General features: G+C 69.4%; 22 protein-coding genes. 15 read left to right on the top strand and 7 right to left on the bottom strand.

Annotated features, from left to right (window positions below; all coding sequences use genetic code 11):
• The first annotated feature begins 101 nt into the window (after window positions 1-101).
• The 5 genes from LGN10_RS02590 (at window position 102) to LGN10_RS02570 (ending at window position 5,296) form a co-directional block, all read left to right on the top strand.
• The gene (locus tag LGN10_RS02590; protein WP_226221590.1) at window positions 102-2,051 is read left to right on the top strand and encodes an arylsulfatase; all 1,950 of its coding nucleotides are present in this window, start codon (window positions 102-104) and stop codon (window positions 2,049-2,051) included.
• 15 nt (window positions 2,052-2,066) lie between these two features.
• Window positions 2,067-3,116, top strand: a complete 1,050-nt coding sequence (locus LGN10_RS02585) for a formylglycine-generating enzyme family protein (protein ID WP_226221588.1) — start codon at window positions 2,067-2,069, stop codon at window positions 3,114-3,116.
• Entirely contained in the window at window positions 3,113-3,925 is an 813-nt protein-coding gene (locus LGN10_RS02580; RefSeq protein WP_226221586.1) for a MetQ/NlpA family lipoprotein, read from the top strand. Before LGN10_RS02585 ends, LGN10_RS02580 begins: the two co-directional genes overlap by 4 nt.
• Complete coding sequence (locus LGN10_RS02575) at window positions 3,919-4,905, top strand: YkgJ family cysteine cluster protein (RefSeq protein ID WP_226221584.1); 987 nt, start codon at window positions 3,919-3,921, stop codon at window positions 4,903-4,905. The genes LGN10_RS02580 and LGN10_RS02575 overlap by 7 nt, the downstream gene beginning before the upstream one ends.
• A gap of 64 nt (window positions 4,906-4,969) precedes the next feature.
• Complete coding sequence (locus LGN10_RS02570; RefSeq protein WP_226221582.1) at window positions 4,970-5,296, top strand: antibiotic biosynthesis monooxygenase family protein; 327 nt, start codon at window positions 4,970-4,972, stop codon at window positions 5,294-5,296.
• 10 nt (window positions 5,297-5,306) lie between these two features.
• Here LGN10_RS02570 and LGN10_RS02565 read toward each other — a convergent pair whose 3' ends face one another.
• Window positions 5,307-6,164 (bottom strand): hypothetical protein, encoded by an 858-nt coding sequence (locus LGN10_RS02565; protein ID WP_226221580.1) that lies wholly within the window; start codon window positions 6,162-6,164, stop codon window positions 5,307-5,309.
• A gap of 155 nt (window positions 6,165-6,319) precedes the next feature.
• Window positions 6,320-7,252, bottom strand: coding sequence for a LysR family transcriptional regulator (locus LGN10_RS02560; RefSeq protein ID WP_059579973.1), 933 nt, complete (start codon window positions 7,250-7,252; stop codon window positions 6,320-6,322).
• Window positions 7,253-7,457: 205 nt separating this feature from the next.
• Here LGN10_RS02560 and LGN10_RS02555 point away from each other — a divergent pair, with 205 nt between their 5' ends.
• From LGN10_RS02555 to pdeR, 4 genes are all read left to right on the top strand, one after another.
• Window positions 7,458-8,231 carry a putative hydro-lyase gene (locus LGN10_RS02555; RefSeq protein ID WP_059640380.1) on the top strand — a complete coding sequence of 258 codons (774 nt, stop codon included), beginning with the start codon at window positions 7,458-7,460 and terminating at the stop codon, window positions 8,229-8,231.
• 84 nt (window positions 8,232-8,315) lie between these two features.
• Window positions 8,316-9,614, top strand: coding sequence for an MFS transporter (locus LGN10_RS02550; protein WP_059579978.1), 1,299 nt, complete (start codon window positions 8,316-8,318; stop codon window positions 9,612-9,614).
• 121 nt (window positions 9,615-9,735) lie between these two features.
• Window positions 9,736-13,374 carry a hydantoinase B/oxoprolinase family protein gene (locus LGN10_RS02545; protein ID WP_226221578.1) on the top strand — a complete coding sequence of 1,213 codons (3,639 nt, stop codon included), beginning with the start codon at window positions 9,736-9,738 and terminating at the stop codon, window positions 13,372-13,374.
• Between the two features lie 575 nt (window positions 13,375-13,949).
• On the top strand, window positions 13,950-15,953 hold the full coding sequence (gene pdeR, locus LGN10_RS02540) for a cyclic di-GMP phosphodiesterase (protein ID WP_226221576.1): 2,004 nt from the start codon (window positions 13,950-13,952) through the stop codon (window positions 15,951-15,953).
• A 48-nt stretch (window positions 15,954-16,001) separates the two neighbouring features.
• On the opposite strand, the gene LGN10_RS02535 is transcribed toward pdeR, so the two are convergent.
• Entirely contained in the window at window positions 16,002-16,865 is an 864-nt protein-coding gene (locus LGN10_RS02535; RefSeq protein ID WP_059640373.1) for a crotonase/enoyl-CoA hydratase family protein, read from the bottom strand.
• A 696-nt stretch (window positions 16,866-17,561) separates the two neighbouring features.
• On the opposite strand from LGN10_RS02535, the gene LGN10_RS02530 reads away from it, so the two are divergent.
• Together LGN10_RS02530 and LGN10_RS02525 are read left to right on the top strand one after the other, a co-directional pair.
• Window positions 17,562-19,478, top strand: coding sequence for a DUF3857 domain-containing protein (locus LGN10_RS02530; RefSeq protein WP_226221574.1), 1,917 nt, complete (start codon window positions 17,562-17,564; stop codon window positions 19,476-19,478).
• A 68-nt stretch (window positions 19,479-19,546) separates the two neighbouring features.
• On the top strand, window positions 19,547-19,711 hold the full coding sequence (locus tag LGN10_RS02525) for a hypothetical protein (protein WP_185722985.1): 165 nt from the start codon (window positions 19,547-19,549) through the stop codon (window positions 19,709-19,711).
• A 46-nt stretch (window positions 19,712-19,757) separates the two neighbouring features.
• Here the strand turns inward: LGN10_RS02525 and LGN10_RS02520 are convergent, their stop codons facing one another.
• Entirely contained in the window at window positions 19,758-20,807 is a 1,050-nt protein-coding gene (locus LGN10_RS02520) for an AraC family transcriptional regulator (RefSeq protein ID WP_226221572.1), read from the bottom strand.
• A gap of 70 nt (window positions 20,808-20,877) precedes the next feature.
• Here LGN10_RS02520 and LGN10_RS02515 point away from each other — a divergent pair, with 70 nt between their 5' ends.
• Entirely contained in the window at window positions 20,878-22,080 is a 1,203-nt protein-coding gene (locus LGN10_RS02515; protein WP_226221570.1) for an MFS transporter, read from the top strand.
• A gap of 50 nt (window positions 22,081-22,130) precedes the next feature.
• On the opposite strand, the gene LGN10_RS02510 is transcribed toward LGN10_RS02515, so the two are convergent.
• On the bottom strand, window positions 22,131-23,009 hold the full coding sequence (locus tag LGN10_RS02510) for an aldo/keto reductase family oxidoreductase (RefSeq protein WP_124657360.1): 879 nt from the start codon (window positions 23,007-23,009) through the stop codon (window positions 22,131-22,133).
• Between the two features lie 101 nt (window positions 23,010-23,110).
• On the opposite strand from LGN10_RS02510, the gene LGN10_RS02505 reads away from it, so the two are divergent.
• Window positions 23,111-24,010: a LysR family transcriptional regulator gene (locus tag LGN10_RS02505; protein WP_226221568.1), complete on the top strand. Its 900-nt coding sequence runs from the start codon at window positions 23,111-23,113 to the stop codon at window positions 24,008-24,010.
• Window positions 24,011-24,159: 149 nt separating this feature from the next.
• On the opposite strand, the gene LGN10_RS02500 is transcribed toward LGN10_RS02505, so the two are convergent.
• Both LGN10_RS02500 and LGN10_RS02495 read right to left on the bottom strand, forming a co-directional pair.
• Window positions 24,160-24,921, bottom strand: a complete 762-nt coding sequence (locus LGN10_RS02500; protein WP_059580004.1) for an isocitrate lyase/PEP mutase family protein — start codon at window positions 24,919-24,921, stop codon at window positions 24,160-24,162.
• 146 nt (window positions 24,922-25,067) lie between these two features.
• The gene (locus LGN10_RS02495; RefSeq protein WP_059580006.1) at window positions 25,068-25,535 is read right to left on the bottom strand and encodes a MarR family winged helix-turn-helix transcriptional regulator; all 468 of its coding nucleotides are present in this window, start codon (window positions 25,533-25,535) and stop codon (window positions 25,068-25,070) included.
• Window positions 25,536-25,616: 81 nt separating this feature from the next.
• On the opposite strand from LGN10_RS02495, the gene LGN10_RS02490 reads away from it, so the two are divergent.
• The gene (locus LGN10_RS02490; protein WP_226221566.1) at window positions 25,617-25,985 is read left to right on the top strand and encodes a hypothetical protein; all 369 of its coding nucleotides are present in this window, start codon (window positions 25,617-25,619) and stop codon (window positions 25,983-25,985) included.
• Window positions 25,986-26,078: 93 nt separating this feature from the next.
• Window positions 26,079-26,696 (top strand): glutathione S-transferase family protein, encoded by a 618-nt coding sequence (locus LGN10_RS02485; RefSeq protein WP_059580010.1) that lies wholly within the window; start codon window positions 26,079-26,081, stop codon window positions 26,694-26,696.
• Window positions 26,697-26,737 lie beyond the last annotated feature (41 nt).

The raw sequence follows: 26,737 nt of genomic DNA, 5'->3' as shown, positions 1-26,737 counted from the left end.
CCGCATATTCCCGCACCCCGTTAGCATGTGACGAATCCGACTTTGGGCGCCGCGCGAGCAACGCTAAGATCGCCGCTCCCGTAGCTCGAGCGTCAACAAAAATGAAAAAGTCCGCGTGGCCGTTGCATGCCGTTCGTTTCCGTGTCGTCTGCGCCGCGATTGCCGGCGCGGTGTCGCTCGCGTCGTGCGGCGGCGTCGACAGCAATCCGCCGCCGCAGGCCAGCGCGACGCCGTCGGCCAAGCGCCCGAACATCCTGTACATCATGGCCGACGATCTCGGCTATTCCGACATCCACGCATTCGGCGGCGAGATCAATACGCCGAACCTCGACGCGCTCGTCGCATCGGGCCGCATCCTGTCGAACCATCACACGGGCACCGTCTGCGCGATCACGCGCGCGATGCTGGTGTCGGGCACCGATCACCATCTCGTCGGCGAAGGCACGATGGGCGTGCCGACCGACGAGCGGCGCGGGCTGCCCGGCTACGAAGGCTACCTGAACGATCGCGCGCTGTCGTTCGCGCAATTGCTGAAGGACGCCGGCTATCACACCTATATCGCGGGCAAGTGGCACATCGGCTCGGGAATCGTCGGCAGTGCGACGGGCAGCGGGCAGACGCCCGACCAGTGGGGCTTCGAGCGCAGCTACGTGCTGCTCGGCGGCGCGGCGACGAACCACTTCGCGCACGAGCCGGCCGGCTCGTCGAACTACACGGAAGACGGCCGCTATGTGCAGCCGGGCCAGCCCGGGCAGCCGGGCGGCGCGGGCGGCAGCCCGGCCGTGTTCTATTCGACCGATTTCTATACGCAGAAGCTGATCTCGTACATCGATGCGAACAGGCAGGACGGCAAGCCGTTCTTCGCGTACGCGGCCTATACGTCGCCGCACTGGCCGCTGCAGGTGCCCGATCCGTGGCTGCACAAATACGCGGGCGTGTACGACGCCGGCTACGATGCGATCCGCAACGCGCGGATCGCGCGACAGAAGGCGCTCGGCCTGATTCCGGCCGATTTCAAGCCGTTCGACGGGCTGCCCGAGGCGACGACGGCATCGCCCGCGACCGCGAACAACGGCACCGCGAACGCGAAGTACATCAGCGCGGTACATTCGGCCGCGGACGGCTACAGCGACTACGGCAGCGGCAAGGTCGACAAGCTGTGGTCGAGCCTGTCGCCGGCCGAGCGGAAGGCGCAGGCGCGCTACATGGAGATCTACGCGGGGATGGTCGAGAACCTCGACTACAACATCGGACTCCTGATCCAGCATCTGAAGGACATCGGAGAATACGACAACACGTTCATCATGTTCCAGTCGGACAACGGCGCGGAAGGCTGGCCGATCGATTCCGGCGCGGACCCGACCGCAACCGATACCGCGAACGCGCAGGAGCCGGCCTATTCGGCGCTCGGCACCGACAATGGCAAGCAGAATGCGCAGCGCCTGCAGTACGGGCTGCGCTGGGCCGAAGTGAGCGCGGCGCCGTTCCGGCTCACGAAGGGCTATTCGGGCGAAGGCGGCGTATCGACGCCGACGATCGTGCACCTGCCGGGCCAGTCGCAGCCGTTGCCGACGCTGCGCGCGTTCACGCACGTGACCGACAACACGGCGACGTTCCTCGCGGTCGCGGGCGTCACGCCGCCGTCGCAGCCGGCGCCGCCGCTCGTCAACACGCTGACGGGCGTCGACCAGAACAAGGGCAAGGTCGTTTACAACAACCGCTACGTGTATCCGGTCACCGGCCAGTCGCTGCTGCCGGTGCTGACCGGCTCGGCAACGGGCGAGGTGCACACGACGCCGTTCGGCGACGAAGCGTACGGCCGCGCGTACCTGCGCAGCGCCGACGGCCGCTGGAAGGCGCTGTGGACCGAGCCGCCGCTCGGGCCGCTCGACGGTCACTGGCAGCTGTACGATCTCGCGTCGGATCGCGGCGAGACGACCGACGTGTCCGCGCAGAACCCGTCGGTGATCGGCACGCTCGTCGACCAGTGGAAGGCCTACATGAGCAACGTCGGCGGCGTCGAGCCGCTGCGTCCGCGCGGCTATTACTGATCGCGGGGCGACACGATGCGGTTGCGTTTCTGGACGATCGGCGCGGCGCTGGCCGCCACGCTGTTCGCCGCCGCGTTCGCGGCGGGCTATGCGAATCCGGCGGCGCCGGCAGGCGACGCGTTCGACGAGCTGAATCGCGGCCGCGCGCTCGCGCCGCTCGGTTCGGAGCGCGCGTGCGAACGCTATTCGGGGCTGCCCGCGAAGTGGCGCGACGATCCGAAGGCCGGAATGGTGCATCTGCGCGGCGGCGCGTTCGTGTTCGGCAGCACGCGCGGCTATGCGGACGAGCGTCCGGCGGGCGACGGGCGCGCGCGTGTCGGCGGCTTCTGGATCGACCAGACCGACGTGACGATCGCGCAGTTCGCGGCATTCGTGCAGGCGACCGGCTACGTGACCGAGGCCGAGCAGCAGGGCGGCGCGGCGGTGTTCCATGTGCCGACGCGCGACGAGTTGAATGCGCGCGACCTCGCGTGGTGGTCGTGGGTGAAGGGCGCGTCGTGGCGGCATCCGCGCGGGCCCGGCAGCAACGTGGACGGGCTCGGCAACCTGCCGGTGGCGCTCGTCACGCAGCGCGATGCGCTCGCGTATGCGCACTGGCTCGGCCGCGACCTGCCGACCGAGGCCGAATGGGAATACGCGGGCAAGGCCGGCCGCGACGACGCATCGCTCGATGCGGCGCCGCGCGATGCGCACGGCAAGCCGGCCGCGAACTACTGGCAGGGCGCGTTTCCGGTGCTCGACTCGGCCGAGGACGGCCATGCGGGGCTGGCGCCGGTCGGCTGCTATGCGGCGAACGGCTTTCGTCTTTACGACATGATCGGCAACGCATGGGAATGGACGAAGGACGCGTACACGGGCCCGCATCAGTCGCACACGAACGGCGACACGGCAGCCGTCGCCCCGCCGACGCACCGGCACGATACGCCGATGGTCATCAAGGGCGGCTCGTTCCTGTGCTCGCGCGATTACTGCGTGCGCTATCGCGCATCGTCGCGCGAACAGCAGGAAGCCGATCTCGGCGCGTCGCATATCGGCTTCCGCACGATCCTGAGGGACGCGTCATGACGACGCGCATCGGGCGTTGGGTGGCGGCCTGGCTGCTGGCCGCATGTGGCGTCGTGCATCACGGCGCGGCGATAGCCGCCGAAGCCGCCGCTCCGGCCGTGCGCGTGGGCGTCACGCGCGGCGTGCATGCGCAGATTCTCGACGAAGTGAAGCGGGTGGCGGCCGCGCGTGGGTTGAGCGTCGACGTCGTCGAATTCGACGATGCGTCGCGCATCGACACGGCGCTGGCCGACGGGCGCATCGACGCGGCCAGCTTCGAGGATGCGCAACAGCTTGCCGCGACGCGTGCGCGCAAGCGCTATGCGCTGACCGAAGTCGCGCCGACGGTCACGCTGCCGATGGCGTTCTATTCGCGCAAGCTGAAGCGCCTGAACGAACTGCAACCCGGCGCGACGGTCGCGCTTCCCGCCGATCCGCGCGGCTTGGCGCGCGCGCTCGTGCTGCTGCAGAACGACACGCTGGTGACGCTGCGCGAAAAAGCCGGCCTGCATGCGACGCTGCGCGACGTGACGGGCAACCGGCTCGGGCTCAAATTCGTCGCGCTGCGCCGCGACCGGCTTTACGCGGCGCTCGACACGGCCGCGTTCGTCGCGATCGACAGCGACGACGCGGCCCGCTTCGGGCTGCAGCCCGCGCGCGACAGCATCAGCCTCGAGGACGCCCGCTCGCCGTATGCGAACGTGCTGACGGTGCGCGACGCCGATCGCGCGAAGCCGTGGGTCGCGCAGCTCGTCGCCGCGTATCACTCGGACGACGTCGCGCGCTTCATCCTCACGCGCTACCAGGATTCGGTGCGGCGGCCATGGTAGACACCTGGCTGCTCGCGTGCAACGCTTGCGGACGCTGCTGCAACAGCGCGCCCACGTTGTCGTTGCGCGAACTGTTCCGGCATCGGCATCGCTTCGTCGGCGCGTTGACGATTCGCCGCGTGCCGAAGCGCCGGATCGGCGAACGCTGGCAGGCTGGCGGGCTCGAGCATGCGCTCGATGCGGCCGACGTCGCGGCCGCCGATGCGCTGGCGGACCGGTTGTTCCACCGCGGCGGCGGCGTGCATGGCGAATGGCTCGCGCTGACGCTGCAAGGCTACGACTATCCGTCGCTGGGCCGCTGCGCGGCGCTTGCCGACGACGGCCGTTGCGGCGTGCACGCGAACAAGCCGTCGATCTGCCGCGCGGTGCCGCTCGATCCGATGCTGCCCGACCGGTTGCAGTCGCGCGTGCTCGCGGCACGGCGCGACGATGCGGCGTGGCTGGGCGCGAACTGCATCGTCACGGCGGGAAGCGGGCAACCCGCCGGTGAGCCGGCGTTTCCGATTCCGCTGGTGACGGCCGGGCAGGTCGCGGATCGTGCGGCGCTCGACGCGCATCGCGATGCGCTCGTGTTCGAGCGTGCGGTGTGGCGCGACGCCGTGTTCGCATCGTTGACCGACGGCGGGCACGACGTGCGTCATGCGCTGTCGCGGCTTGCGCCCGGCGGCTACCTGACCGTGTCGATCGTGCCGGTGCTGTTGGCCGTCGCACCGGTTTCCGCGCATTGTCGCGCACTGTGCATCGACTTGATCGATGCTCAACTCGCATTGATCGGCACCCGCATCGAAGCGGCGCTCGCGCGCCGACGAGCCGACGACCGGCCGGCAACGCACGAATTGCGCGGCTTCGCGCAGGCGCTGGAACGGGCGCGACGCGCGCTTGCGGCCATGCCGGCTCCGGCAGCCGCAACGCATGAGGACGCGCCGCGCATCGACGCGTGGCTCGACGATCGCGTCGACACCGATTCGCTCGCCGCCTGACGATCGCGGTACGCCGCGTGTGCCTTACACTTGCGCTCTTTCAATCGTTGCAGAGCGAGCGGACATGTACGCGTCGACCTTCATTTTCCGTGCCGGGCAGTACGACGACGAATTCCACCGGCTCGACCGGCAGATCGCCGACGTGGCGCGCGCGACGCCCGGCTATCTCGGCGAGGAAACGTGGGAGAACGCGGAAGCTGGCCTGATCCAGAACGTCTACTACTGGGAATCCGAGGCGGCGCTGCGGCAATTGATGCAGCATCCCGCGCATCTCGAAGCCAAGGCGAAGCACGCGCGCTGGCTGGACGGGTATCGCGTCGTGATTTCGCAGGTGCTTCGCGAGTACGGCGACGGCAAGCTGACGCCGCCGCGTGCGGAGCCCTCCGCGTAACGGCTGCCGGTCAGGCGGTCGCGCCGGCGTCTCCCGGCGTGGCCGGTTCGCGCGCCGGGCGCTCCCAGATCGGGAACGTCGCGTTCTGGATCGACGTCTGCGCGTCGATGACCTTGCGGTGATCGATGCCGGGCAGGTCGAGCAGCCGATCGACCGCCGCCTTCGCGCCCTCCGCATCCTGCGGGAATGCGCACGCGAATTGCCTGCTCGTATCGAACAGGACCCACCAGACATCCGACGCGAACGGCCCCTGGTCGTTGGTTTCGATCAGGATCGCGCCGAGGTCGGACAGCGCGATGCCACGCGTCGCTCCGGTCCGGTCGGTCGACTCGATGCGCGTATCGGTTGCCGTCACGGTCCAGCCGCGCGGCCGGGCATTCGGCCGGGCCGCGGTGCGGGGGCCGGTGCCGGTCGGCACGGCCGCATCCGCGGCGCCGGCGGCAGGGCCCGGCGCACCGTCCTCCTGCCCCCCGCGCCCGTCGATCCACGGTAGCGCGGCGGCGCCCGCGATCGCTGCAATCCACAAGTAGTATCCGGCCCCGAACGTACGGATCGTTTCGTAGTTCGCGTCGGTCGGGATCGTATGCCACCCGAGCGCAAAGACCACGACCACGGCCAGCAGCGCCGACACGGTACGGCTCGGCCTGAGTAGCGCGACGACGAGCAGCGGGTTGCCGAGCCATGCGAATTGCAGGTCTAGGATCGCGAGCGGCCCGAGCGCGAGCACGGTGTAGCCGTGCCACCAGCTCACCGCGCCGGCCGCATTCGGCGGTTCGGCCGCGACGGGCAGTAGCAGCGACGCGACATACAGCGCGACGATCACGATGCGCGCGAGGGTCGGGCGGGGCGAAGCGGAGCGAATCTGCATGTTGCTTTCCCGTGGTGCACGATCATGCGAAGCGACGAATGCCGGACGGCCGGGCCGTCATTCACGACGCGCGGCGCCGATGTGGCGACGCGCCGAACGCGATTGTGGGCGATTCGCGCCGCGATGTCGAACGCGCGTCATCCGGCGCGTCACGGTCAAAGCGCTTCGACCAGCAACCGCGTGCTCTTCTCGCAATACTCGTGACATGCCGCGCGCGCGGCGATCGACGCGCCGTGCACGAACCGCGGCGCGTCGGCCCGCCGCGACATCGACACGACGATCGACGGCGGCGACGGCTGCAGCGGCAGCTCGACGACTTCGCCGCTTTCGATCAGCGCGTCGACGAACAGCACCGGAATCGCGGCGACGCCGAAGCCGTCGCGCACCAGTTGCACGATCACCGAGATCGACGGCGACCCGGTGATGCGCGTCTCCGACAGCGGCACGCCGTGCGCGTGCGCGAGCGTGCGCACGATGTCTTCCAGCGCGCGATGGGGCGCGGTGCCGCGCCCGTAGGTGAGGATCGGCTGGCGCAGCACCTGCCGCGCGAGGCCCGTGCGCGTGTTCGGCAGCAGCCCGGCGCGCGCGATCCAGCGCACCGGGTAGTTCGCGAGCGCATCGCATACGACCGACGCCTCGTCGCTGCCCTCGACGCGGATGATCAGGTCGAGCTCGCCGGCCATCAGCCGGCGCTGCAGCACGACGCTGACGTCGACGGTCAGGTCGATCTCGAGCTGCGGATAGTCGGCCGCAAGCCGCCGCATGTAGTGCGGCAGCCAGCTGTGCACGACCGTCTCGATCACGCCGAGCCGCAGCTTGCCGCGCAGGGCGCTCTCGCCGGACGCGGCGGCCTGCAGCTCCTGCGTCGCCTCGACCACCGCTTTCGCATAGCCGAGCAGGTATTCGCCGTTCGGCGTGAGCCGGAACTCACGGCTGTCGCGATCGACGAGTACCGTGTGCAGTTCGTCCTCGAGCGCCTTCAGGCGCTGCGAGATCGCGGCCGGCGTCGCGTGCAGCGCAGCCGCGGTCGTGCGGAAGTTGCGCAGCTTCGCGAGCGTGACGAAGGTTTCGAGAAAACGCGTGTTCATGGTGGTCGAGCGAGCAGTGGATGCGCAGCTTGCCGCCGACGAAAAGTGAACGGGACCGGGGAAAACCCGCGGATCCGTTAAGAAATTCTATACAGCGGGCGCAAAAAAACTCGTTGGCGACAAAATTTTTTCCTTTCTATTCTTCGCCGTATCCGATGACACACCACCGTCATCGCCACGTCATCCCGACCCGAGACCGATTCTCATGACGCCTTCCGAATTCCGCCAGTCCGTGCGCCGCGGCGCGTTCCGCGGCCCGACCGCCGGCCATTGCGGCCCGTTTGCCCAGGCGAACCTGGCGATCCTGCCCGACGCGTACGCGCACGATTTCCTGCGCTTCTGCCAGGCCAACCCGAAGGCCTGCCCGCTGCTGGGCGTCGGCGAACCGGGTGCGTTCCGGATCGACGCGCTGGGCGAGGATCTCGACATCCGCACCGACGTGCCGAGCTACAACATATATAGGGACGGCCGCCTGACCGAGCGCGTCGAGTCGCTCGAAGCGCTGTGGCGCGACGATTTCGTCGTATTTGCGATCGGCTGCTCGTTCTCGTTCGAGGACATGCTCGCCCGCGAAGGCATCGGGCTGCGCCACGTCGAGGAAGGTCGCAACGTGCCGATGTACCGCACGTCGATCGCGAACCGCCGCGCGGGCATCTTCGGCGGCCAGCTGGTCGTGTCGATGCGGCCGCTGCGCGGCGCCGACGCCATTCGCGCGGTGCAGATCACGAGCCGGTTCCCCGGCGTGCACGGCGCGCCGATCCATATCGGCCACCCGCGGGAACTCGGCATCGAGGATCTGAACGCGCCCGAATTCGGCGACGCGGTGACGATTCGCGACGGCGAACTGCCGGTGTTCTGGGCGTGCGGCGTGACGCCGCAAACCGCGCTGATGGACGCGAAGCTGCCGATCGCGATCGCGCATACGCCCGGCCACATGCTGATGACCGACATCCCGAACGCGTCGCTGGCCGTGTTCTGACGCGGCCGGCATCCGGTACGCCACGCACATACGACACACCGCACCCCACGCCCTTTGACGGCGCACAACGACAGGAGCACCACCATGGAAAGCAAGACCTTCGCGGCGCCCGCCGCCGAGCCCGCGAGCCGCGAGCGCAGCGGCCTGTTCTCGTGGTACGCGGATGCGCAGCCGCGCGAGCGCCGCGCATTCTGGAGCTGCAAGGTCGGCTACATGCTCGACGGGATGGACACGCAGATGCTGTCGTTCGTCATCCCGACGCTCGTCGCGACCTGGGGCATCTCGCTCGCCGACGCAGGCTTCATCGGCACGGTCACGCTGCTCGCGTCGGCGCTCGGCGGCTGGATCGCCGGCATCCTGTCCGACCGCATCGGCCGCGTGCGCACGCTGCAGCTCACGGTGCTGTGGTTCGCGGTGTTCACCGCGCTGTGCGGGCTCGCGCAGAACTACCACCAGCTGGTCGCGGCGCGGGCGCTGATGGGCTTCGGCTTCGGCGGCGAATGGACGGCCGGCGCGGTGCTGATCGGCGAGGTGATTCGCGCGCGCGACCGCGGCCGGGCCGTGGGCCTCGTGCAATCGGGCTGGGCGATCGGCTGGGGGCTCTGCGCGCTGCTGTATGCGCTGCTGTTCTCGGTGCTGCCGGCCGAGCAGGCGTGGCGCGCGCTGTTCCTCGTCGGGCTCGCGCCCGCGCTGCTGGTCGTCGCGATCCGTCGCTACGTGAAGGAGCCCGACGTCTACGAGAAGGAAAAGGCCGCGCAGGCGAAAGTGGCCGACGCGCCGCGCCTCACCGAGATCTTCGCGCCGAAGCTGATCACGACGACGCTGCGCGCGGCACTCCTGACGACCGGCGCGCAGGGCGGCTACTACGCGATCACGACGTGGCTGCCGACCTTCCTGAAGACCGAGCGGCATCTCACCGTGATGGGCACCGGCGGCTATCTCGCGATGATCATCTTCGGCTCGTGGGTCGGCTACCTGACGAGCGCGTACCTGACCGACCGCCTCGGCCGCAAGCCGAACTTCATCCTGTTCGCGGTCGGCTCGATGGTGATCGCGTTCTCGTACACGTCGCTGAACCTGACCAACGCGTCGATGCTGTGGCTCGGCTTCCCGCTCGGCTTCTTCGCCTCGGGCATCTTCTCGGGGATGGGCGCGTTTCTCACCGAGCTGTTCCCGACCCGCGTGCGCGGCTCCGGCCAGGGCTTCTGCTACAACGTGGGCCGCGCGATCGGTGCGCTGTTCCCGTTCCTGATCGGCGCGCTGTCCAGGCAGTACGGGCTCGGCACGAGCATCGGCATCTTCGCGGTCGCCGCCTACGGCGTGGTGATCGTCGCCGCGCTGACGCTGCCCGAAACCCGCGGCCGCGAACTCGACGCCGCCTGACCGACGGCGGCGGCCGGCCGTTCGTTTTTCTTCCCCTTTCATCGACACCGTGACACGGCGCGCGACGCGCGCCGTGCGGCGGCGCTCGTCCCTCGAATCAACGACGCATCGACCCGACATCATGACCGATCGACACCTTTCCCCCGTTTCCTCCGACGCCGCACGCTGGCAATTCTGGATCGACCGCGGCGGCACGTTCACCGATATCGTCGCGCGCCGGCCGGACGGCACGCTCGTCACGCACAAGCTGCTGTCGGAGAACCCCGAGCAATACCGCGACGCGGCCGTGGCCGGCATCCGCCACCTGCTCGGCCTCGCGGCCGGCGAGCCGATCACGCCCGAGCGCGTCGACATGGTGAAGATGGGCACGACGGTCGCGACCAACGCGCTGCTCGAACGCAAGGGCGAGCGTACCGCGCTGGCGACGACGCGCGGCTTTCGCGACGTGCTGCGCATCGCGTACCAGAACCGGCCGCGCCTGTTCGATCTCGACATCGTGCTGCCCGACGCGCTGTACGAGACGGTCGTCGAGATCGACGAGCGCGTCGGCGCGCATGGCGACGTGGTCGCGCCGCTCGACGTTCAGGGCGCCGAAGCGTCGTTGCGCCGCGTGTTCGACAGCGGCGTGCGCGCGCTCGCGATCGTGCTGATCCACGGCTACCGCCATACCGCGCACGAACGCGCGCTGGCCGAGCTCGCGCGCCGCATCGGCTTCACGCAGGTGTCGGTGTCGCACGAGGTGTCGCCGCTGATGAAGATGGTGTCGCGCGGCGACACGACCGTCGTCGACGCGTACCTGTCGCCGATCCTGCGCCGCTACGTCGAGCAGGTCGCGCACGAGATGCCGGGCGTGAACCTGCAGTTCATGCAGAGCAGCGGCGGGCTGACGCGCGCCGATGCGTTCCAGGGCAAGGACGCGATCCTGTCGGGCCCGGCCGGCGGCATCGTCGGGATGGTGCGCGCGGCCCGCGCGGCCGGCTTCGACCAGGTGATCGGCTTCGACATGGGCGGCACGTCGACCGACGTGTCGCACTACAACGGCGAATTCGAGCGCGTGTTCGAGACGCAGGTGGCCGGCGTGCGGATGCGCGCGCCGATGATGAGCATCCATACCGTCGCGGCGGGCGGCGGCTCCGTGCTCGGCTTCGATGGCGCGCGGCTGCGCGTCGGGCCCGAATCGGCCGGCGCGAACCCGGGGCCGGCCGCGTACCGGCGCGGCGGCCCGCTGACGGTGACCGACTGCAACGTGATGCTCGGCAAGATCCAGCCCGATCATTTCCCGCGCGTGTTCGGCCCGCAGGCGGACCAGCCGCTCGACCGCGACGGCGTGGTCGCGAAGTTCGCGGCGCTCGCCGACGAGATCCATGCGGCGACCGGGCGGCGCGAGACGCCCGAGGCGCTCGCCGAAGGGTTCCTGGAGATCGCGATCGGCAGCATGGCGAACGCGATCAAGAAGATTTCCGTGCAGCGCGGCCATGACGTATCGCGCTACGTGCTGACGACGTTCGGCGGCGCGGGCGGCCAGCATGCGTGCGGCGTGGCCGATGCGCTCGGGATGACGCAGGTGTTCGCGCATCCGCTCGCGGGCGTGCTGTCCGCGTACGGGATGGGGCTTGCCGACCAGACGGCCATGCGCGAGCGCGCGGTCGAGGCCGTGCTGACCGACGAATCGCTGCCGGCGCTGAATGCCGCGCTCGACCGGCTGGCCGACGAGGCCATCGGCGCGCTGCTCGAACAGGGCGTGCCGCCGGAGCGGATCGCGACCGAACGGCGCGTGCACCTGCGCTATCAGGGCACCGACTCGGCGCTCGACGTGCCGGCCGGCAGCGTCGCCGCGATGCAGCAGGCGTTCGAGGCCGCGTATCGGCAGCGCTACGCGTTCCTGATGCCCGGCACGCCGCTCGTGGCCGAGCTCGCGTCGGTCGAGGCGATCGGCCGCTCGGACGCGCCGGTCGATATCGCGCCGCTCGCGCCGCGCGAGGCGGGCGCGGCGCCGCAAGCGCACGCGGCCGTGCGCTTTTATTCCGGCGGCCAGTGGCACGACGCGGCGCTGTACGTGCGCGACACGCTCCTCGCCGGCGACGCGATCGACGGCCCGGCGATCGTCGCGGAGCAGAACGGCACGACCGTGGTCGAGCCCGGCTGGCGCGCCGGGATGACCGCGCAGGGCAACCTCGTGCTGACGCGCACGACGCCGCTGCCGACGCGCCGCTCGCTCGGCACCGACGCCGACCCGGTGCGGCTCGAGATCTTCAACAACCTGTTCATGTCGATCGCCGAGCAGATGGGGCTGCGGCTGCAGAACACCGCGTACTCGGTAAACATCAAGGAGCGGCTCGACTTCTCGTGCGCGATCTTCGACGGCGACGGCAACCTGATCGCGAACGCGCCGCACATGCCCGTGCACCTCGGCTCGATGGGGGAGAGCATCCGCACGGTGATCGAGCGCAACCGCGGCCGCATGCGCGACGGCGACGTGTTCATGCTGAACGACCCGTACCACGGCGGCACGCACCTGCCGGACGTGACGGTCATCACGCCGGTGTTCGCGGACGGCTCGGACGCGCCGCTGTTCTACGTCGGCTCGCGCGGCCACCACGCGGACATCGGCGGCACGACGCCGGGCTCGATGCCGCCCGATTCGACCCATATCGACGAGGAAGGCGTGCTGATCGACAACTGGCAGCTCGTGTCGGCCGGCGTGCTGCGCGATGCCGAGACACGCGCGCTGCTGGCGTCGGGCCGCTACCCGGCGCGCAACGTCGAGCAGAACATGGCCGACCTGCGCGCGCAGGTCGCCGCGAACCAGAAGGGCGTCGACGAGCTGCGCCGGATGGTCGCGCAGTTCGGCCGCGACGTCGTGCTCGCGTTCATGGGGCACGTGCAGGACAACGCGGAAGAAGCCGTGCGGCGCGTGATCGGCGCGCTGCAGGACGGCGCGTACCGCTACCCGCTCGACAACGGCGCCCAGATTCGCGTCGCGATTCGCGTCGATCGCACGGCGCGGCGCGCGGAGATCGATTTCACCGGCACGTCCGCGCAGCTCGACAACAACTTCAACGCGCCGAAGGCCGTCTGCATGGCCGCCGTGCTGTACGTGTTCCGCACGCTGGTGGGCGACGACATCCCGCTGAACGCCGGCTGCCTGAAGCCGCTGACCGTGATCGTGCCCGCCCGCTCGATGCTGAACCCCGAGTATCCGGCGGCCGTCGTGTCGGGCAACGTCGAGACGTCGTCGGCGATCACCAACGCGCTGTACGGCGCGCTCGGCTGCGTCGCGTCGAGCCAGGGGACGATGAATAACTTCACATTCGGTAACGATCGCTACCAGTACTACGAGACGATCGCGGGCGGCAGCGGCGCGGGCGACGGCTTCGCGGGCGTCGGCGCGGTGCAGACGCACATGACGAACTCGCGGCTCACCGATCCGGAGGTGCTCGAATGGCGTTACCCGGTGCGGCTCGATTCGCACCGTATCCGCGCCGGCTCGGGCGGCGGCGGGCGCTGGCGCGGCGGCGACGGCGCGGTGCGGCGGATTCGCTTCCTCGAGCCGATGACGGCGTCGATCCTGTCGAACAACCGGATCCACGCGCCGTTCGGCGCGGCGGGCGGCGAGGCCGGCGCGCTCGGCCGCAACACGATCGAGCGGGCGGACGGCACCGTCGAGACGCTCGATCACATCGGCCGCGCGCAGATGGCGCCGGGCGACGTGTTCGTCGTGGAAACGCCGGGCGGCGGCGGCTACGGCGCGGCAGGCTGAGCTGTGCACCCGGCGCGAACATCCCGCGCCGGGTTTCCGGCGGCGGGTGGACGATATTGCAACGAACTGTGGAATAAAACCGCGCATTCGCGCACAAATTGAATCAAAAACAGCAAAAAACGGGATCGCGGCATCCGGGTCGACTCAGCCGCCACGGCGTCGCCAAAAGATCTGGCCCGATATTCGCGGATCGGCCGCAACCGCCCGCCTGTCGGGCCGCGCGGCGTGGCACGCGGCGCCCGGCACGCGCCGCGACGCCCGCCCATTCGCACGCTGCCAATCATGAAAAATCCGGCTTGCCAATCGAGTCCCAATTCCTTGACACTCTGCTCTAAATGTGAGTGCCAATCCTCATCGTCATTTGATAAGATGGCTCTCATCATTCATTCGTAAGGCAGAACCTGCGCATCACGCGCGAACGCCGGTCGCATCAGCTGCAAACAAGTACGGGACGAGACTCGCCGTCACGGCAATCACGTCCGCCCTGCCGGCCCGCGCACCGCGCGTCCCGGGAAGGCGGCCGGCCCGCTCGCCTCCGTCTACACTGTGCGTTTTTTCTGGATCGGGGCGTGTCCATGGATGACGAAAACGATAGCGCGGTGCTCGAGGCGCATGTCGGTACGCGCAGCCCCTGCTGGCGTCTCGGCAGCGACAGCAACGCGCTCGAACTCGCCGCGGTGCGCGGCCTGACCAACGTCGCGGTCGCGCTGACGGCCGAGCAGGCCGCGCGCATCCGCGCGCTGACCGGCGTCACGTCGCACCTCGTGCTCGACATCGTGCTGTACGGCAGTCCGGTCAGCCTCCATCTCGTCGGCAGGAAGGTCAACACGGTCGACTGGGCCGGCACGGCGTCCGCCTATTCCGATACCGAATCCGTCGCCGGCGATCTGTCGCACGGGCTCGCGTTCGCCGAGCAGGTGGTGTCGGAGGTGAATTCGCTCGTCGTGATCCTCGACCGCAACGGGATGGTGCAGCGCTTCAACCGCCTGTGCGAGGAAGTGACCGGCAAGCGCGAGGTCGACGTGATCGGCCGCAGCGCGTTCGAGCTGTTCATGAGCCCGGAGCAGGGCGCGCAGTCGCGCAGCAACATCACGGGCTTCTTCGCGAGCAACCAGTCGTTCGCGGTCGAGCGCTACATCAACACGGTCAACGGGCCGCGCCTGTTCCAGTTCCGCAACAAGTTCGTGCAGAGCGGCAGCGGCGTCGACGAGCAGTTCCTGATCTGCTCGGGCATCGACATCACCGAGGAGCGCAACGCGCAGCAGCGGCTCACCGAGCTCGCGAACACCGACGTGCTCACCGGGCTGCCGAACCGCCATGCGATCAGCGAGCGCATCCACGCGGCGATCGCGGAGGAAGACGCCAATACGCGCGGCCAGGTCGGCATCCTGTTCCTCGATCTCGACAACTTCAAGCGCGTCAACGATCACTACGGGCACATCACCGGCGACCGGCTGCTGCAGGACGTGTCCGCGGTCATCGGCGGCTGCCTGCCGTCCGGCGCGACGCTCGCGCGGCTCGGCGGCGACGAGTTCCTGGTGCTGTTCGAGCACGGCACGCGGCCGCTGCTCGAGGCGACCGCGCAGATCATCCTCGAGCGGCTGCGCACGCCGATCCACCTCGGGCTGGTGGAGGTCTACACGAGCTGCTCGATCGGCATCGCGATGTATCCGCAGCACGGCGATTCGCTCGAGACGCTGATCCGCAGCGCCGATACCGCGATGTACGTCGCGAAGGAAGAAGGCAAGCATACGTACCGCGTGTTCTCGCTGGAGATGAACCAGAAGGTCGCGAAGTACATGTGGCTCGACACGAACCTGCGCAAGGCGCTCGAGGAAGAGCAGTTCGTGCTGCACTACCAGCCGGTCGTCGACATCGCGACGGGCGACGTGCACGGCGTCGAGGCGCTGATCCGCTGGCAGTCGCCCGATCGCGGGCTCGTCGCGCCGGTCGAGTTCATCCGTTTCGCGGAAGAGTCGGGGCTGATCGCGCCGCTCGGACGCTGGGTGATGCGCACCGCGGCCGCGCAGGCCGCCGCGTGGAAGGCCAAGGGGCTCGGCATCCGGATCGCGGTGAACGTGTCCGCGCGGCAGTTGCAGGACATGAACATCGTGCACCAGTTCGCATCGATTCTCGACGGCGCGGGGCTCAAGCCGAGCCTCGTCGACATCGAGCTCACCGAGAGCAGCTTCATCGAGGACGAAGAAGCGGCGATCGGGCTGATGCGGCAGTTCCGCCAGCTCGGCGCGGAAATCCACCTCGACGATTTCGGCACCGGCTATTCGTCGCTGCCGCAGTTGTCGCGCCTGCCGCTCGACGCGATCAAGCTCGACCGCACCTTCATCACGGCCATCGACCGCAATCCGCGCTCGCAGGCGCTGGTGCGCTCCGTCGTGTCGCTCGCGAAGGCGCTGAATTTCGCGGTGATCGCCGAAGGCGTCGAAACGCATGCGGAGGCCGAATTCCTCAAGCAGCTCGACGTCGATCACGCGCAGGGCTACTACTACGCGCGGCCGATGCCGGCGCAGGCGTTCGAGGCGTGGCTCGCGGAGACGAGAAAGCTCAGGCTGATCGCCTGAGCTTCGTTCCGGAAAAAGGCGCCGCCGACGGCCGGCGGCGCCGTCGCATTACACCGTGCGCAGCTTCGACACGCGCCGGTTCTGCAGCATCACCAGGCGTTCCATGTACGCGAGATCCTTCGGCTCGATCGTGAACGCCGCATGCACCCACGCTTCCGTGATGTCCATCAGCTCCGAGCGCGACAACTGGAATACGCGTTCGCGCGCGCGCAGCATCGCGCGGACGCCGTTCAGCTTGGGCTTGGTCACGTCGATGAAGGTGCGCGTCGCCAGATACGCGTCACCGGCGTCGAACGTCTCGTCGATCAGCCCCTGGTCTTCGTACCACTCGGCCGCATGCGCCTCGCCGGTCGCGATCAGCGATTCCGCGAGGCCGCGGTTCGCCTTGCGCGCCACGAGCGAATAGCCGCCCATGCCCGGGAACAGGTTGAACGCGATCTCCGGGAACCCGAGTTTCACGCCCTTCTGCGCGAGCACGTAGTGATGCGCGAGCGCGGCCTCGAAGCCGCCGCCGAGCGCGCTGCCCTCGACCATCGCGATCGAGATCGCACCGGTGCCGAAGCCGGTGTAGATCTCGTACACGCCGTCGATGCACGAGCGCGCGTAGGCCATCAACTGATCGCGCCGGCCGCTGCGGATCGCGTCGACGAAGAAGCTCAGGTCGCCGCCGACGTTGAACAGCTCGGGGACGAGCGAGCCCGTCACCCAGAAGTCGAACGTGAGGCCCGAGTCGCGTGCGACGCGCGCGAGATGGATGATGTCGGTGACGAGTTGCTGGTTGAAACACGGCCGCGGCTCCGATCGCAGCATCATCCACATGACGTTACGGCCTTCTTCGTAGAAGGCCGTCAGTTGCGAGAGTTCGCCGGCTTCGTAAAACGGGCGGCACGCCGGATGGGATTGGAGTTGCATGGTATGTCCTCGTGAGATGTGGTTTTTGAAGACCATCGCGCCCGGCGCCCTGCGGGAATCGGGTTGCCCGCCGGGCGCCAGGCGCGAGGCATCGCCATTGTTGCGCGCGCACAAATGTCGAAATGCGGGGAACAACGCACGAGCGGGACGCCGGTGCGGATCGCGTCCGCGCGACGGGGCGGGGGGCGGCGGATGGGGATGAGGGGCCGAGGTCGGCGGGGGAAGGCGGCGCGAGCGGAGCGGCGCGCCGGCGACGAGGCGGCCGGCGTCGCCGGTCGCTTGCGCGCCGAATATGACGTCGGGACGCCGATCGACGGTTGCGGGTCGGGCCGATCGGCGTGGCGGCCCGCCGATTCGCCGTGAGCGATCGCGCAGCGCGCATGACCGTGCGGCGCCGATCGGTGTCGGGTGCCGCCGTTCGAGATGCCGCGCCGTCGGCAAGAGGCCGAACGGGATCACGCGCAGCCATGCGAACGCAATCACGAGGTCGCCGATTTTGAAATCGGTGTTGCTCCGCATGATGTCTGCTTCCCGATGGCGCGGCTTGACGCTCGCCGGCACGTCGCCCACACTGGGTCGCACGACGGCCACGCGTGAGGGTGGCGCGGGCGGCCGTCATGCGCGCGTCATGCGGGTCGGGCTGCCGTGCCGGCGCGCGGTGCTGACGCCCGGCAACGAACGCGCGGGAGCTTCGACGTGGTGCGTTTTCCTTCCCGATGGACCGGCTGCCTGCTCGCGTGCGCCATGGCGTTCGGCGCTGGGGCGGCCGCGGCCGATACGCGCGACTCACACGACACGCGCGATGCTCGCGACGCGGGCGATACGGCGCCCGTCACGCTCGTCAGCGACGTCCACGAATTCGTGATCCAGCGCGACGGCTCGCTCGACGAGCACGACGATTCGACGCTGCGCGCGAATGACGCGAACGGCATCGACGCGGTCGCGCAGCGCTACGTGTGGTTCGACAAGAATCTCGAGAAGGTGGAGTTGCTCGCGGCCGAGACGATCGACCGCGACGGCGTCGCGCACCCGGTCGGCGCGAACGGCATCCGCGACGTGCAGGAGCCGCGCTCGGCCGGCGCGCCGACGTTCCAGGACGGGCTGCTGCGCACCGTCGTGTTCCCCGGCGTCGAAGCCGGGTCGAGCACGCGCGTCGCGTTCCGCAAGACCCGCACGAAGCCCGTCAATCGCGGCTATTTCGGCTACACCGTCGAGCCGTCGCGCGAGCCGGTCGACAACCAGCGGCTGAACTTCGACGTGCCGGCCGACATGCCGCTGTATGCGGATGCGCGCGGCTACGTCGCGCTGCCGCCCGTCACGGCGAACGGCCGCACGCGCTACGCATTCGACTACCGGCACGGTGCGTACGATCGCATCGAGAGCGGCGCGGTCGGCTACCCGACCTACGGCGACCGGCTCGTCGTGTCGACGCTGCCCGACTACGCGGCGTTCGCCGCGCGCTACCGCAACGCGGCCGTCGATCCGGGCGCGAACGATCCGGCCGTCGTGCAACTGGCGCGTGCGCTCACGGCGGATGCCGCCGATCCGCGCGACAAGGCACGCATCCTGTACGACTGGGTGCAGGCGAACGTGCGCTACGTCGGGCTGTTTCTCGGTGAAACGGCCGCCGCGCCGCATCGCGTCGCCGACATCCTGCGCAACCGCTACGGCGACTGCAAGGATCACGTCGCGCTGTTCGGCGCGTTGCTCGCGGCGGTCGGCATTCGCAGCGAACCGGTGCTGATCAATCTCGGCGCCGTGTACACGCTGCCGTCGGTGCCCGGCTACGGCGCCGGCGCGATCAATCATGCGATCACGTGGCTGCCCGATCTCGGCCTCTACGCGGATACGACGACGGCCGGCATCGCGTTCGGCTACCTGCCGCCGATCGTGATGGACCGCCCCGCGCTGCTGGTCGATACGGGCGTGCTGTCGCGCACGCCGGCCACGCAGCCGCGCGGCCGCATCGCGCGGATCGCGATCGATGCCGCGCAGCCCGGCGCCGCGCGCGTTCAGGCCTATGTCGAGGACGACGGCTGGGCGGCCGAGCTCGAACGCAACCTGTTTCGCCGCGCGTCGCGCGAGCGCATCGCGCAACTCGCGAACGAGCGCCTGCGGCAAAGCGGCCTGCGCGGCCGCGCGCAACTGTCGACCAGCGACCGGCGCGTGTCGACAGGCCCGTTCGACGTGACGATTACCGGCACGCTCGATCATTTCGTGTGGCCCGACGGCACGACCGCGTTGCCCGCGCTGTCGAGCATCACGGGCGGCATCGCGACACAGGTCGAGACGTGGCTGGCCGAGCCCGTGCGCACGCAGCCGTGGGGTTGCCTCGGCGGCACGTTCGACGAGAGCGGCCAGATCGCGCTGCCGGCGGGCGTCGCCGTGACCGACCTGCCGGCCGATACGGCCGTGCACGACCGCTTCGTCGACTTCACGTCGCATTACGTGTTCGATGCGGCCGCGCGGGTCGTGCAGGTCACGCGGCGGATGAACGCCGATTTCGGCCGGCAGGTCTGTACGCCGGCCGAATTCACGGCGCTGCGCGCGTCGCTCGAGCGCATCGAGCGCGACACGCAGGCGCAGATCGTCGTGCGGGCGAAGCAGCGTTGAGCGGCGCGGGCACGGCATTCGCTCCGAACGGGCGAATCACCGGAATCGCCGACGCGCAGGAGGACATCATGACGGAACGGGATCACGAGATCGCCGAACTCTCGAAGGAATTGTTGGGCAGGATCGTGCAGGGCACGGTCGCGACCGGCGCGGCAGTCGACGCGGAGCAGTGCGCGGCGCTCGCGGTGCAGTGCGCGACGGCGCTGGTCGACCGGCTCGACGCGTTGAAGTGATGCTCGCGGGCCACCGCCGCCGCCACCGGCGCCGCGCGTCGGCGCGCTACGCTTCGGCGTGCACGTTGCCGTCCGCGCGCACGGCGCCCGGCGGCTTGCCGACCACGCGCTTGAACGCGCGGCTGAACGCGGCGAGCGAACCGTAGCCGAGCCGGTACGCGACCGCTTCGATCGTCTCGCGGTCGCGTGCGATCCATTGCGCGGCGAGCCGCATCCGCAGCTCGGTCAGGTAGCGCACGGGCGTCATCCCGGTGGCCGCCAGAAAACGCTCGGCGAACACCGAGCGCGACACGCCCGCTTCGGTCGCGAGCTCCGCGACGCTCCAGTTGCGGCCCGGGTCGCGATGCAGCGCGACGATCGCGCGGCCGAGCTTCGGCTCGCGCAGCGCCTGCACCCAGCCGGTCGCATCGCCGCATCCGCACTCGACCCAGCCGCGCACGATGAACGCCGCGACCACGTCCGCGAGCCGCGCGAGGATGCCCGCGAAGCCCGCGCGCGCCGTGCACGCCTCGCGCTCCATCGCGTCGAGCATCGGCCGGATTTCCGGGTAGCGCGCGAGCAGCGTGCCCACGTGCATGAACGCGGGCATCGTGCCGACGAGCGGCTGCATGCCGCCGAGGTCGAGTTCCATGCACGCGCTGAAGATCAGCGCATCGCCGGCGCCGGGTTCCGTCGTCGCGCAGGTGGCCGGCGACACGCCGGCCGACGCCACCGACGCGACCGTATCGCATATCTTCCTGGCCTCGAAGCCGTTGATCTCGCGGCACGGCACATCCGGATCGGACACCAGCGCATGCATGCCGCCGTGCGGCAACAGGATCGCGTCGCCGGCCTCGAGCCGCATCGTCTCGCCCGACGCGTCGCGCAGCAGCACGGGCCCGCGCACGACGAAATGGAATTGCGCGCGGCCCGGCGCATGGCCGAAATTCAGCCCGAACGGCCGCGCGACCTGGATGCGGCGGTACTGGACGCCGCTCAGGCGCATCCCCAGCAGCAACTCGCTGACGAGGTCGTGCGCATCGGGAATCGGCGGCAGAAGGGGTTCGGACATCGTGAGATACGGACGATCGATCAACAGGAACGGATTGTATGTCATAGACCGTCCTGCCGCTGTTCCTTACGATACGCCCTCATCAGTACTTTCCCTAACCGACACGGAATCCCGCATGAATCCCGGAATCTCCTCGGCCGCCTCGACGGCGGCCCCCCGCGAACCGGCCTGGGGCGCGGTATTCGCGATGGCGCTCGGCGTGTTCGGGCTCGTCACGGCCGAATTTCTGCCGGCGAGCCTGCTCACGCCGATGGCCGAGAGCCTCGGCGTGACCGAAGGCGTGGCCGGGCAGGCCGTCACGGCCACCGCCACGGTCGCGCTCGTCACGAGCCTGCTGATCTCGGCGCTCACGCGCACGATCGACCGGCGGCGCGTGCTGCTCGTGTTTTCGGTGCTGCTCGTGGCGTCGAACCTCGCCGTCGCGTTCGCGCCGAACCTGGGCGTGCTGCTGTTCGGCCGCGTCGTGCTCGGCATCGCGCTCGGCGGCTTCTGGACGATGGCCACCGCCACCGCGATGCGGCTCGTGCCGACGGCGATGGTGCCCCGCGCGCTGTCGATCATCTTCAGCGGCGTGGCGGTCGCGACCATCGCGTCCGCGCCGATGGGCAGCTACTTCGGTCACCTGATCGGCTGGCGCAACGTGTTCCTGATCGCGGCCGTGCTCGGCGGCATCGCGTTCGTGTCGCAGCTTCTCACGCTGCCGTCGATGCCGCCGAGCGGCACGACGCGGCTGCGCACGCTGATCGACGTGCTGCGCCGGCCGACCGTCGGCCTCGGGATGTTCGCGACGATCCTCGTGTTCACCGGCCATTTCGCGTTCTTCACGTATCTGCGGCCGTTCCTCGAACAGGTGGCGGGCGTCGGCGTGAACGGGCTGTCGGCGATCCTGCTCGGCTACGGCATCGCGAACTTCGTCGGCACGTCGCTCGCGGGCCGCGTGCTCGAACACCGGCTGCGGCCGATGCTGATCGGCATGCCCGCGTTGATGGTCGTGCTCGGCATCGCGCTCGTCGCGCTCGGCCGTGCGCCGATGATCGACGCGGTGCTGGTCGCGTTGTGGGGGATGGCGTTCGGCGGCGTGCCGGTCGCGTGGTCGACGTGGGTCACGCGCACCGTGCCCGACGAGGCCGAGAGCGCGGGCGGGCTGATCGTCGCGGCGATCCAGCTCGCGATCGCGACGGGCGCCGCGGCCGGCGGCGTCGTGTTCGACGCGAACGGCGCGGCGGGCGTGTTCGTCGGCGCGGCGATCGTGCTGGCGGTGGCGGTCGCGACGATCGTCACCGGCGTGCCGAAGCGCGTCGGCGTGGCCGCGTCCTGACCGGCGTGGCGGCCCGCGTTGCACGGGCTGCCAGGCGGATTATCCGCGCGTCACGCGGCGTCGGCGCCCGCGATGCGGTCGAGTTCCGCGAGCGCGTCGGCCGGCAGATCGAGGTCGGCTGCCGCGAGATTCTCGCGCAGGTGCGCGACCGACGACGTGCCCGGAATCAGCAGGACATTCGGCGCGCGGCGCAGCAGCCATGCAAGCGCGACCTGCATCGGCGTCGCGCCGATGCGGGCGGCCACGCCGGACAGCGTCGACGACTGCAGCGGCGAGAAGCCGCCGAGCGGAAAGTACGGCACGTAGGCAATGCCGTCGCGGGCGAGCGTGTCGATCAGCGCATCGTCGCCGCGGTGCGCGATGTTGTAGTGGTTTTGCACGCACACGATGTCGCAGATCCGCCGACCTTGGGCGACCTGCGCGGGCGTGACGTTGCTCAGGCCGATGTGCCGCACGAGCCCGCGCCGCTGCAGCTCGGCGAGCGTGGCCAGCGGCGCCTCGATCGATCCTTCGGCCGGCCCGTGTGTGTCGAACATGATGCGCAGGTTCACGACGTCGAGCACGTCGAGCCCGAGGTTGCGCAGGTTGTCGTGCACGGCCCGTTCGAGTTCGTCGGGCGCGAAGGCGGGCAGCCACGACGCGTCGTCGCCGCGGCGCGCGCCGATCTTGGTGACGATCACGAGATCGTCGCGATACGGATGCAACGCGTCGCGAATCAGCCGGTTCGTCACGTGCGGGCCGTAGAAGTCGCTGGTGTCGAGATGGTCGACGCCGGATGCGACGGCTTCGCGCAACACGTTCAATGCGGCTTCGCGATCTTTCGGCGGGCCGAATACACCGGGGCCCGCAAGCTGCATCGCGCCGTAGCCGATTCGTCTGACGGGGCGATCGCCGAGCCTGAAGGTGGCGATGTGGCGAATATCGGGCATGACCTTACTCCTGTCGAAGAGATGAATGCGTTCAGCATAAGGACGAGTCGGCTGCGCGATAAGCGGGCATAATTCGCACGGGTTGTACGAAAAGGCGAACAATGCAAACCGATCTGGGCGATCTGAACGCATTCATGGCCGTCGCACGCGCGAGCGGATTCCGCGACGCCGCGCGCATGACGGGCCTCAGCGCGTCGGGGCTGAGCGAAGCCGTGCGCCGGCTGGAAGCGCGGCTCGGCGTGCGGCTGCTGCACCGCACGACGCGCAGCGTCGTGCCCACCGAGGCCGGCGAGCGCCTGCTCGCGCGTCTCGAGCCCGCACTGACCGAAGTGGCGGCGGCGCTCGACGGTATCGATGAATTCCGCGGCCGACCGGCCGGCACGCTGAAACTCAACGTGCCGGTCAGCGCGTCGCGGCTCGTGTTGCCGGCGATCGTGCCGCGCTTTCTCGATGCGTATCCGGACATCCGGCTGGAAGTGACTGCCGACGAAAATTTCGTCGACGTGCTCGCGGCCGGATGCGACGCGGGCATCCGCTACGACGAACGGCTCGAACAGGACATGATCGCGGTGCCGATCGGCCCGCGCATCCAGCGGTTCGCGACCGCGGCGGCGCCCGGCTATCTCGACCGGCACGGCCGGCCGCGGCATCCTCGCGACCTGCTCGCCCATCGGTGCCTGCGCGGGCGCTTCGCGAGCGGCGCGATGCCGCCGTGGGAGTTCGAGCGCGACGGCGAGGTCGTGCGGGTCGAGCCGGGCGCCGGGCCGCTGCTGGTCCAGATCGGCGGGGCGACGGAGCTGCTGGTCGACGCGGCGATCGCCGGGACGGGCATCGTGCATCTGTTCGAAGACTGGCTGCGTCCGCATCTCGACAGCGGCGCGCTCGAACCCGTGCTCGAACCGTGGTGGCGGCCGTTTTCGGGGCCCTTTCTGTATTATCCCGGGCGGCGTCTGGTGCCGCCGGCGCTACGCGCGTTCATCGATTTCATCAAGGCATCCTGAGCGTTCGACCGCGCCAGGCGCGTGCGCGCCCAGCGGGCCGCGTGCCGCCGCCGCTCATGGGGCCGGCCGATGCGCGATGCACGCGCTGCAGCAAGCGGCGCGACGGCCGAAGCGCGGGAGCGGGCGTGCCGCGCCACCCCGCGGATCCGTCAGCCGCCTTGCCTGACCAGCGCCGCCAGCGTCTTCATCGCCTGCAGATACGGATACGGCCCGTGGCTGATGCGCGCCACGCCGTAATCGGCGAGCTCCGCGAGCGTCGGCGTTTCCGACACGCGCATCACGTTCACCGGCAGCGGCGACGCGGCCGTCAGCGCGCGAATGAGCGCCGGCGCGCGCAGGCCCGGCACGAACAGGCCGTCGGCGCCGGCCGCCGCATAAGCGCGCGCACGTGCCAGCGTCGCGTCGAGCAATCGTTCGTCGTGCGTATCGGCTGACGCCTTGAAGAACACGTCGGTGCGCGCGTTGATGAAGTAGTCGGCGCCGGCGCGATCGGCCGCCTGCCGGGCTGCCGCGAGACGGGCCGCCGCTTCGTCGGCGTCGCGCAGTTCGCCCGTCGCCGGAAAACTGTCTTCGAGATTGCAGCCGATCGCGCCGGCCCGGATGCTGAGCGCGATCGTTTCGGCGACATCCTCCGGCCGCTCGCCGTAGCCGCTTTCGAGGTCGACGGTGACGGGTAGCGCCGTCGCGCGCGTGATCCGCTCCAGCACGTCCATCATCAGCGCGCGCGGCATCTGCTCGCCGTCGACGAAGCCGTTGGCTGCCGCGACCGACCAACTGCCGGTGGCCAGCGCGACGGCGCCGGCATCGGCCGCCGTGCGCGCACTGCCGGCGTCCCACACGTTGAACAGCACCAGCGGCTGGCCTGCGCGGTGAAGCGACCGGAAAGTCGCGCCTTTCTCGTTGTTGCCCATGCTCGTCTCCTTGTGAATACCGGATCGGTTGTCGTGCCGAGCGATATTGCCACCGAATCGGGCGGTGCGACGCGGGCCGGCAATGTCTGCTGACAGCGCGTGGCAGGAAGTAGGCATGAGCGCCGCGCGGCGATCGGCGCGCCGGCTCAGCCGCGCGAAGCCGGATCGATCGACAGCGTGCGCAACTGGCCGCGCAGCTGGTCGACTTCGCCGGGCGCGAACGGCCGCTCGATCTCGGCATGCGTCTGCCGCCACAGCGGGAACGCTTCGGCCAGCAGGTCGTGCCCGGCCGGCGTCAGTTCGAGCAGGCGGCTGCGCCGATCGTCCGGATCCTGCACGATCGTGACGAGGCCGCGCCGCTCGAGCGGCTTGAGCGCCGCGGTGAGCGTGGTGCGGTCCATCGCGAGCAGCGACGCGACCGATTTCATCGAGGCCGGTTGCGGCCGGTTCAACGACATCAGCAGCGAAAACTGGCCGTTGGTAAGGTCGAGCGGGCGCAGCACATCGTCGAAGATGCGCGCCAGATTGCGCGCCGCGCGCTGCATGTGCAGGCACAGGCAGCAATCGCGCACCATCAGCGTCGTCTCGAAGGGAAGCTTTTCTTTTCGTGCCATGTTGCAATTGTGTTGATATCAACCTATCTTGTCAAGATCGAGGCGCGGCAACCCGCCGTGTCCGTCATCGGAGGGGAAGGCATGAGTGCGCAACAACAGTTGTATCTCGCCGTATTTCTCGGGGCCCAGGATAGCCCGGCGATGAAGGCATGGCTCGCGCTGCCGGATGAAGAACGGCGCACGCGCGAGCGCGACGGCATCGCCGCATGGCATGCGTGGGTCGAGCGGCATCGCGACGCGATCGTCGAGCTCGGCGGGCCGCTCGGCAAGACCAAGGCCATCGATGCAGGCGGCATCCGCGACACGGCCAATGCGTTGACCGGCTTTACCGTCGTGCGCGCGGCGTCGCACGACGCGGCCGCCGCGCTGTTCGAAGGTCATCCGCATTTCACGCTGTTCCCGGGCGTGTCGGTCGACGTAATGCCGGTGCTGGCGATTCCCGGCGCATGAGCGACGCGTGACGCCGGGCGCTGCGTGTCGCCAGGTTCGATGCGCGCGGCCCGGATGCAGAGGTTTTCACGACATTCTGGATGGAGACTCGCGATGAAGCTTTACGGATTTGCCGGCACCCGCTCGCAACGCGCGCTGTGGGGGCTGAAGGAGCTGGATGCGGACTTCGAATTCGTGTCGGTCAACCTGCTCGAGGGCGAGCACAAGCGGCCCGAATTCCTGCGCCTCAATCCGGCCGGCAAGGTGCCCGTGCTGGTGGACGGCGACCTCGTGATTCCCGAATCGGCCGCGATCGTGCTGTACCTCGCGGACAAGTATCCGGAGAAGGCGCTGCTGCCCGTCGATCCGGCGCTGCGGGCGCAGGCCTATCGGTGGATCATGTTCGCGGTGACGGAGCTCGAGCAGCCGCTGTGGCGGATCACGCGGCATACGTTCCTCTATCCGCCGGAGAAGCGCTCGCCGGCCGATATCGAACTCGCGCGCGAGGATTTCACGACGATGGCCGCGATTCTCGACACGCATCTCGAAGGGCGCGCGTTCATCGTCGGCGATACGCTGACGGTGGCCGATTGCGTGACGGCCTATCTGATCGACTGGGCGAGCGAATGCCACCTGATCGAGCCGTTCCCGCAATTGCGCGCGTATCTGGAACGGCTGTATGCGCGGCCGAAGGCGCCGCAGCGGATCGCGGAGGCGAGGAAGGCGGCGTGAAATGGTGGTCGGTCACGTCGACGTGATCGGCCACGAACATT

It is taken from the genome of Burkholderia sp. AU32262, from assembly GCF_020419985.1.
Classification (GTDB): Bacteria; Pseudomonadota; Gammaproteobacteria; order Burkholderiales; family Burkholderiaceae; genus Burkholderia; species Burkholderia semiarida.
This window is presented reverse-complemented; position numbering and strand designations above follow the sequence as displayed.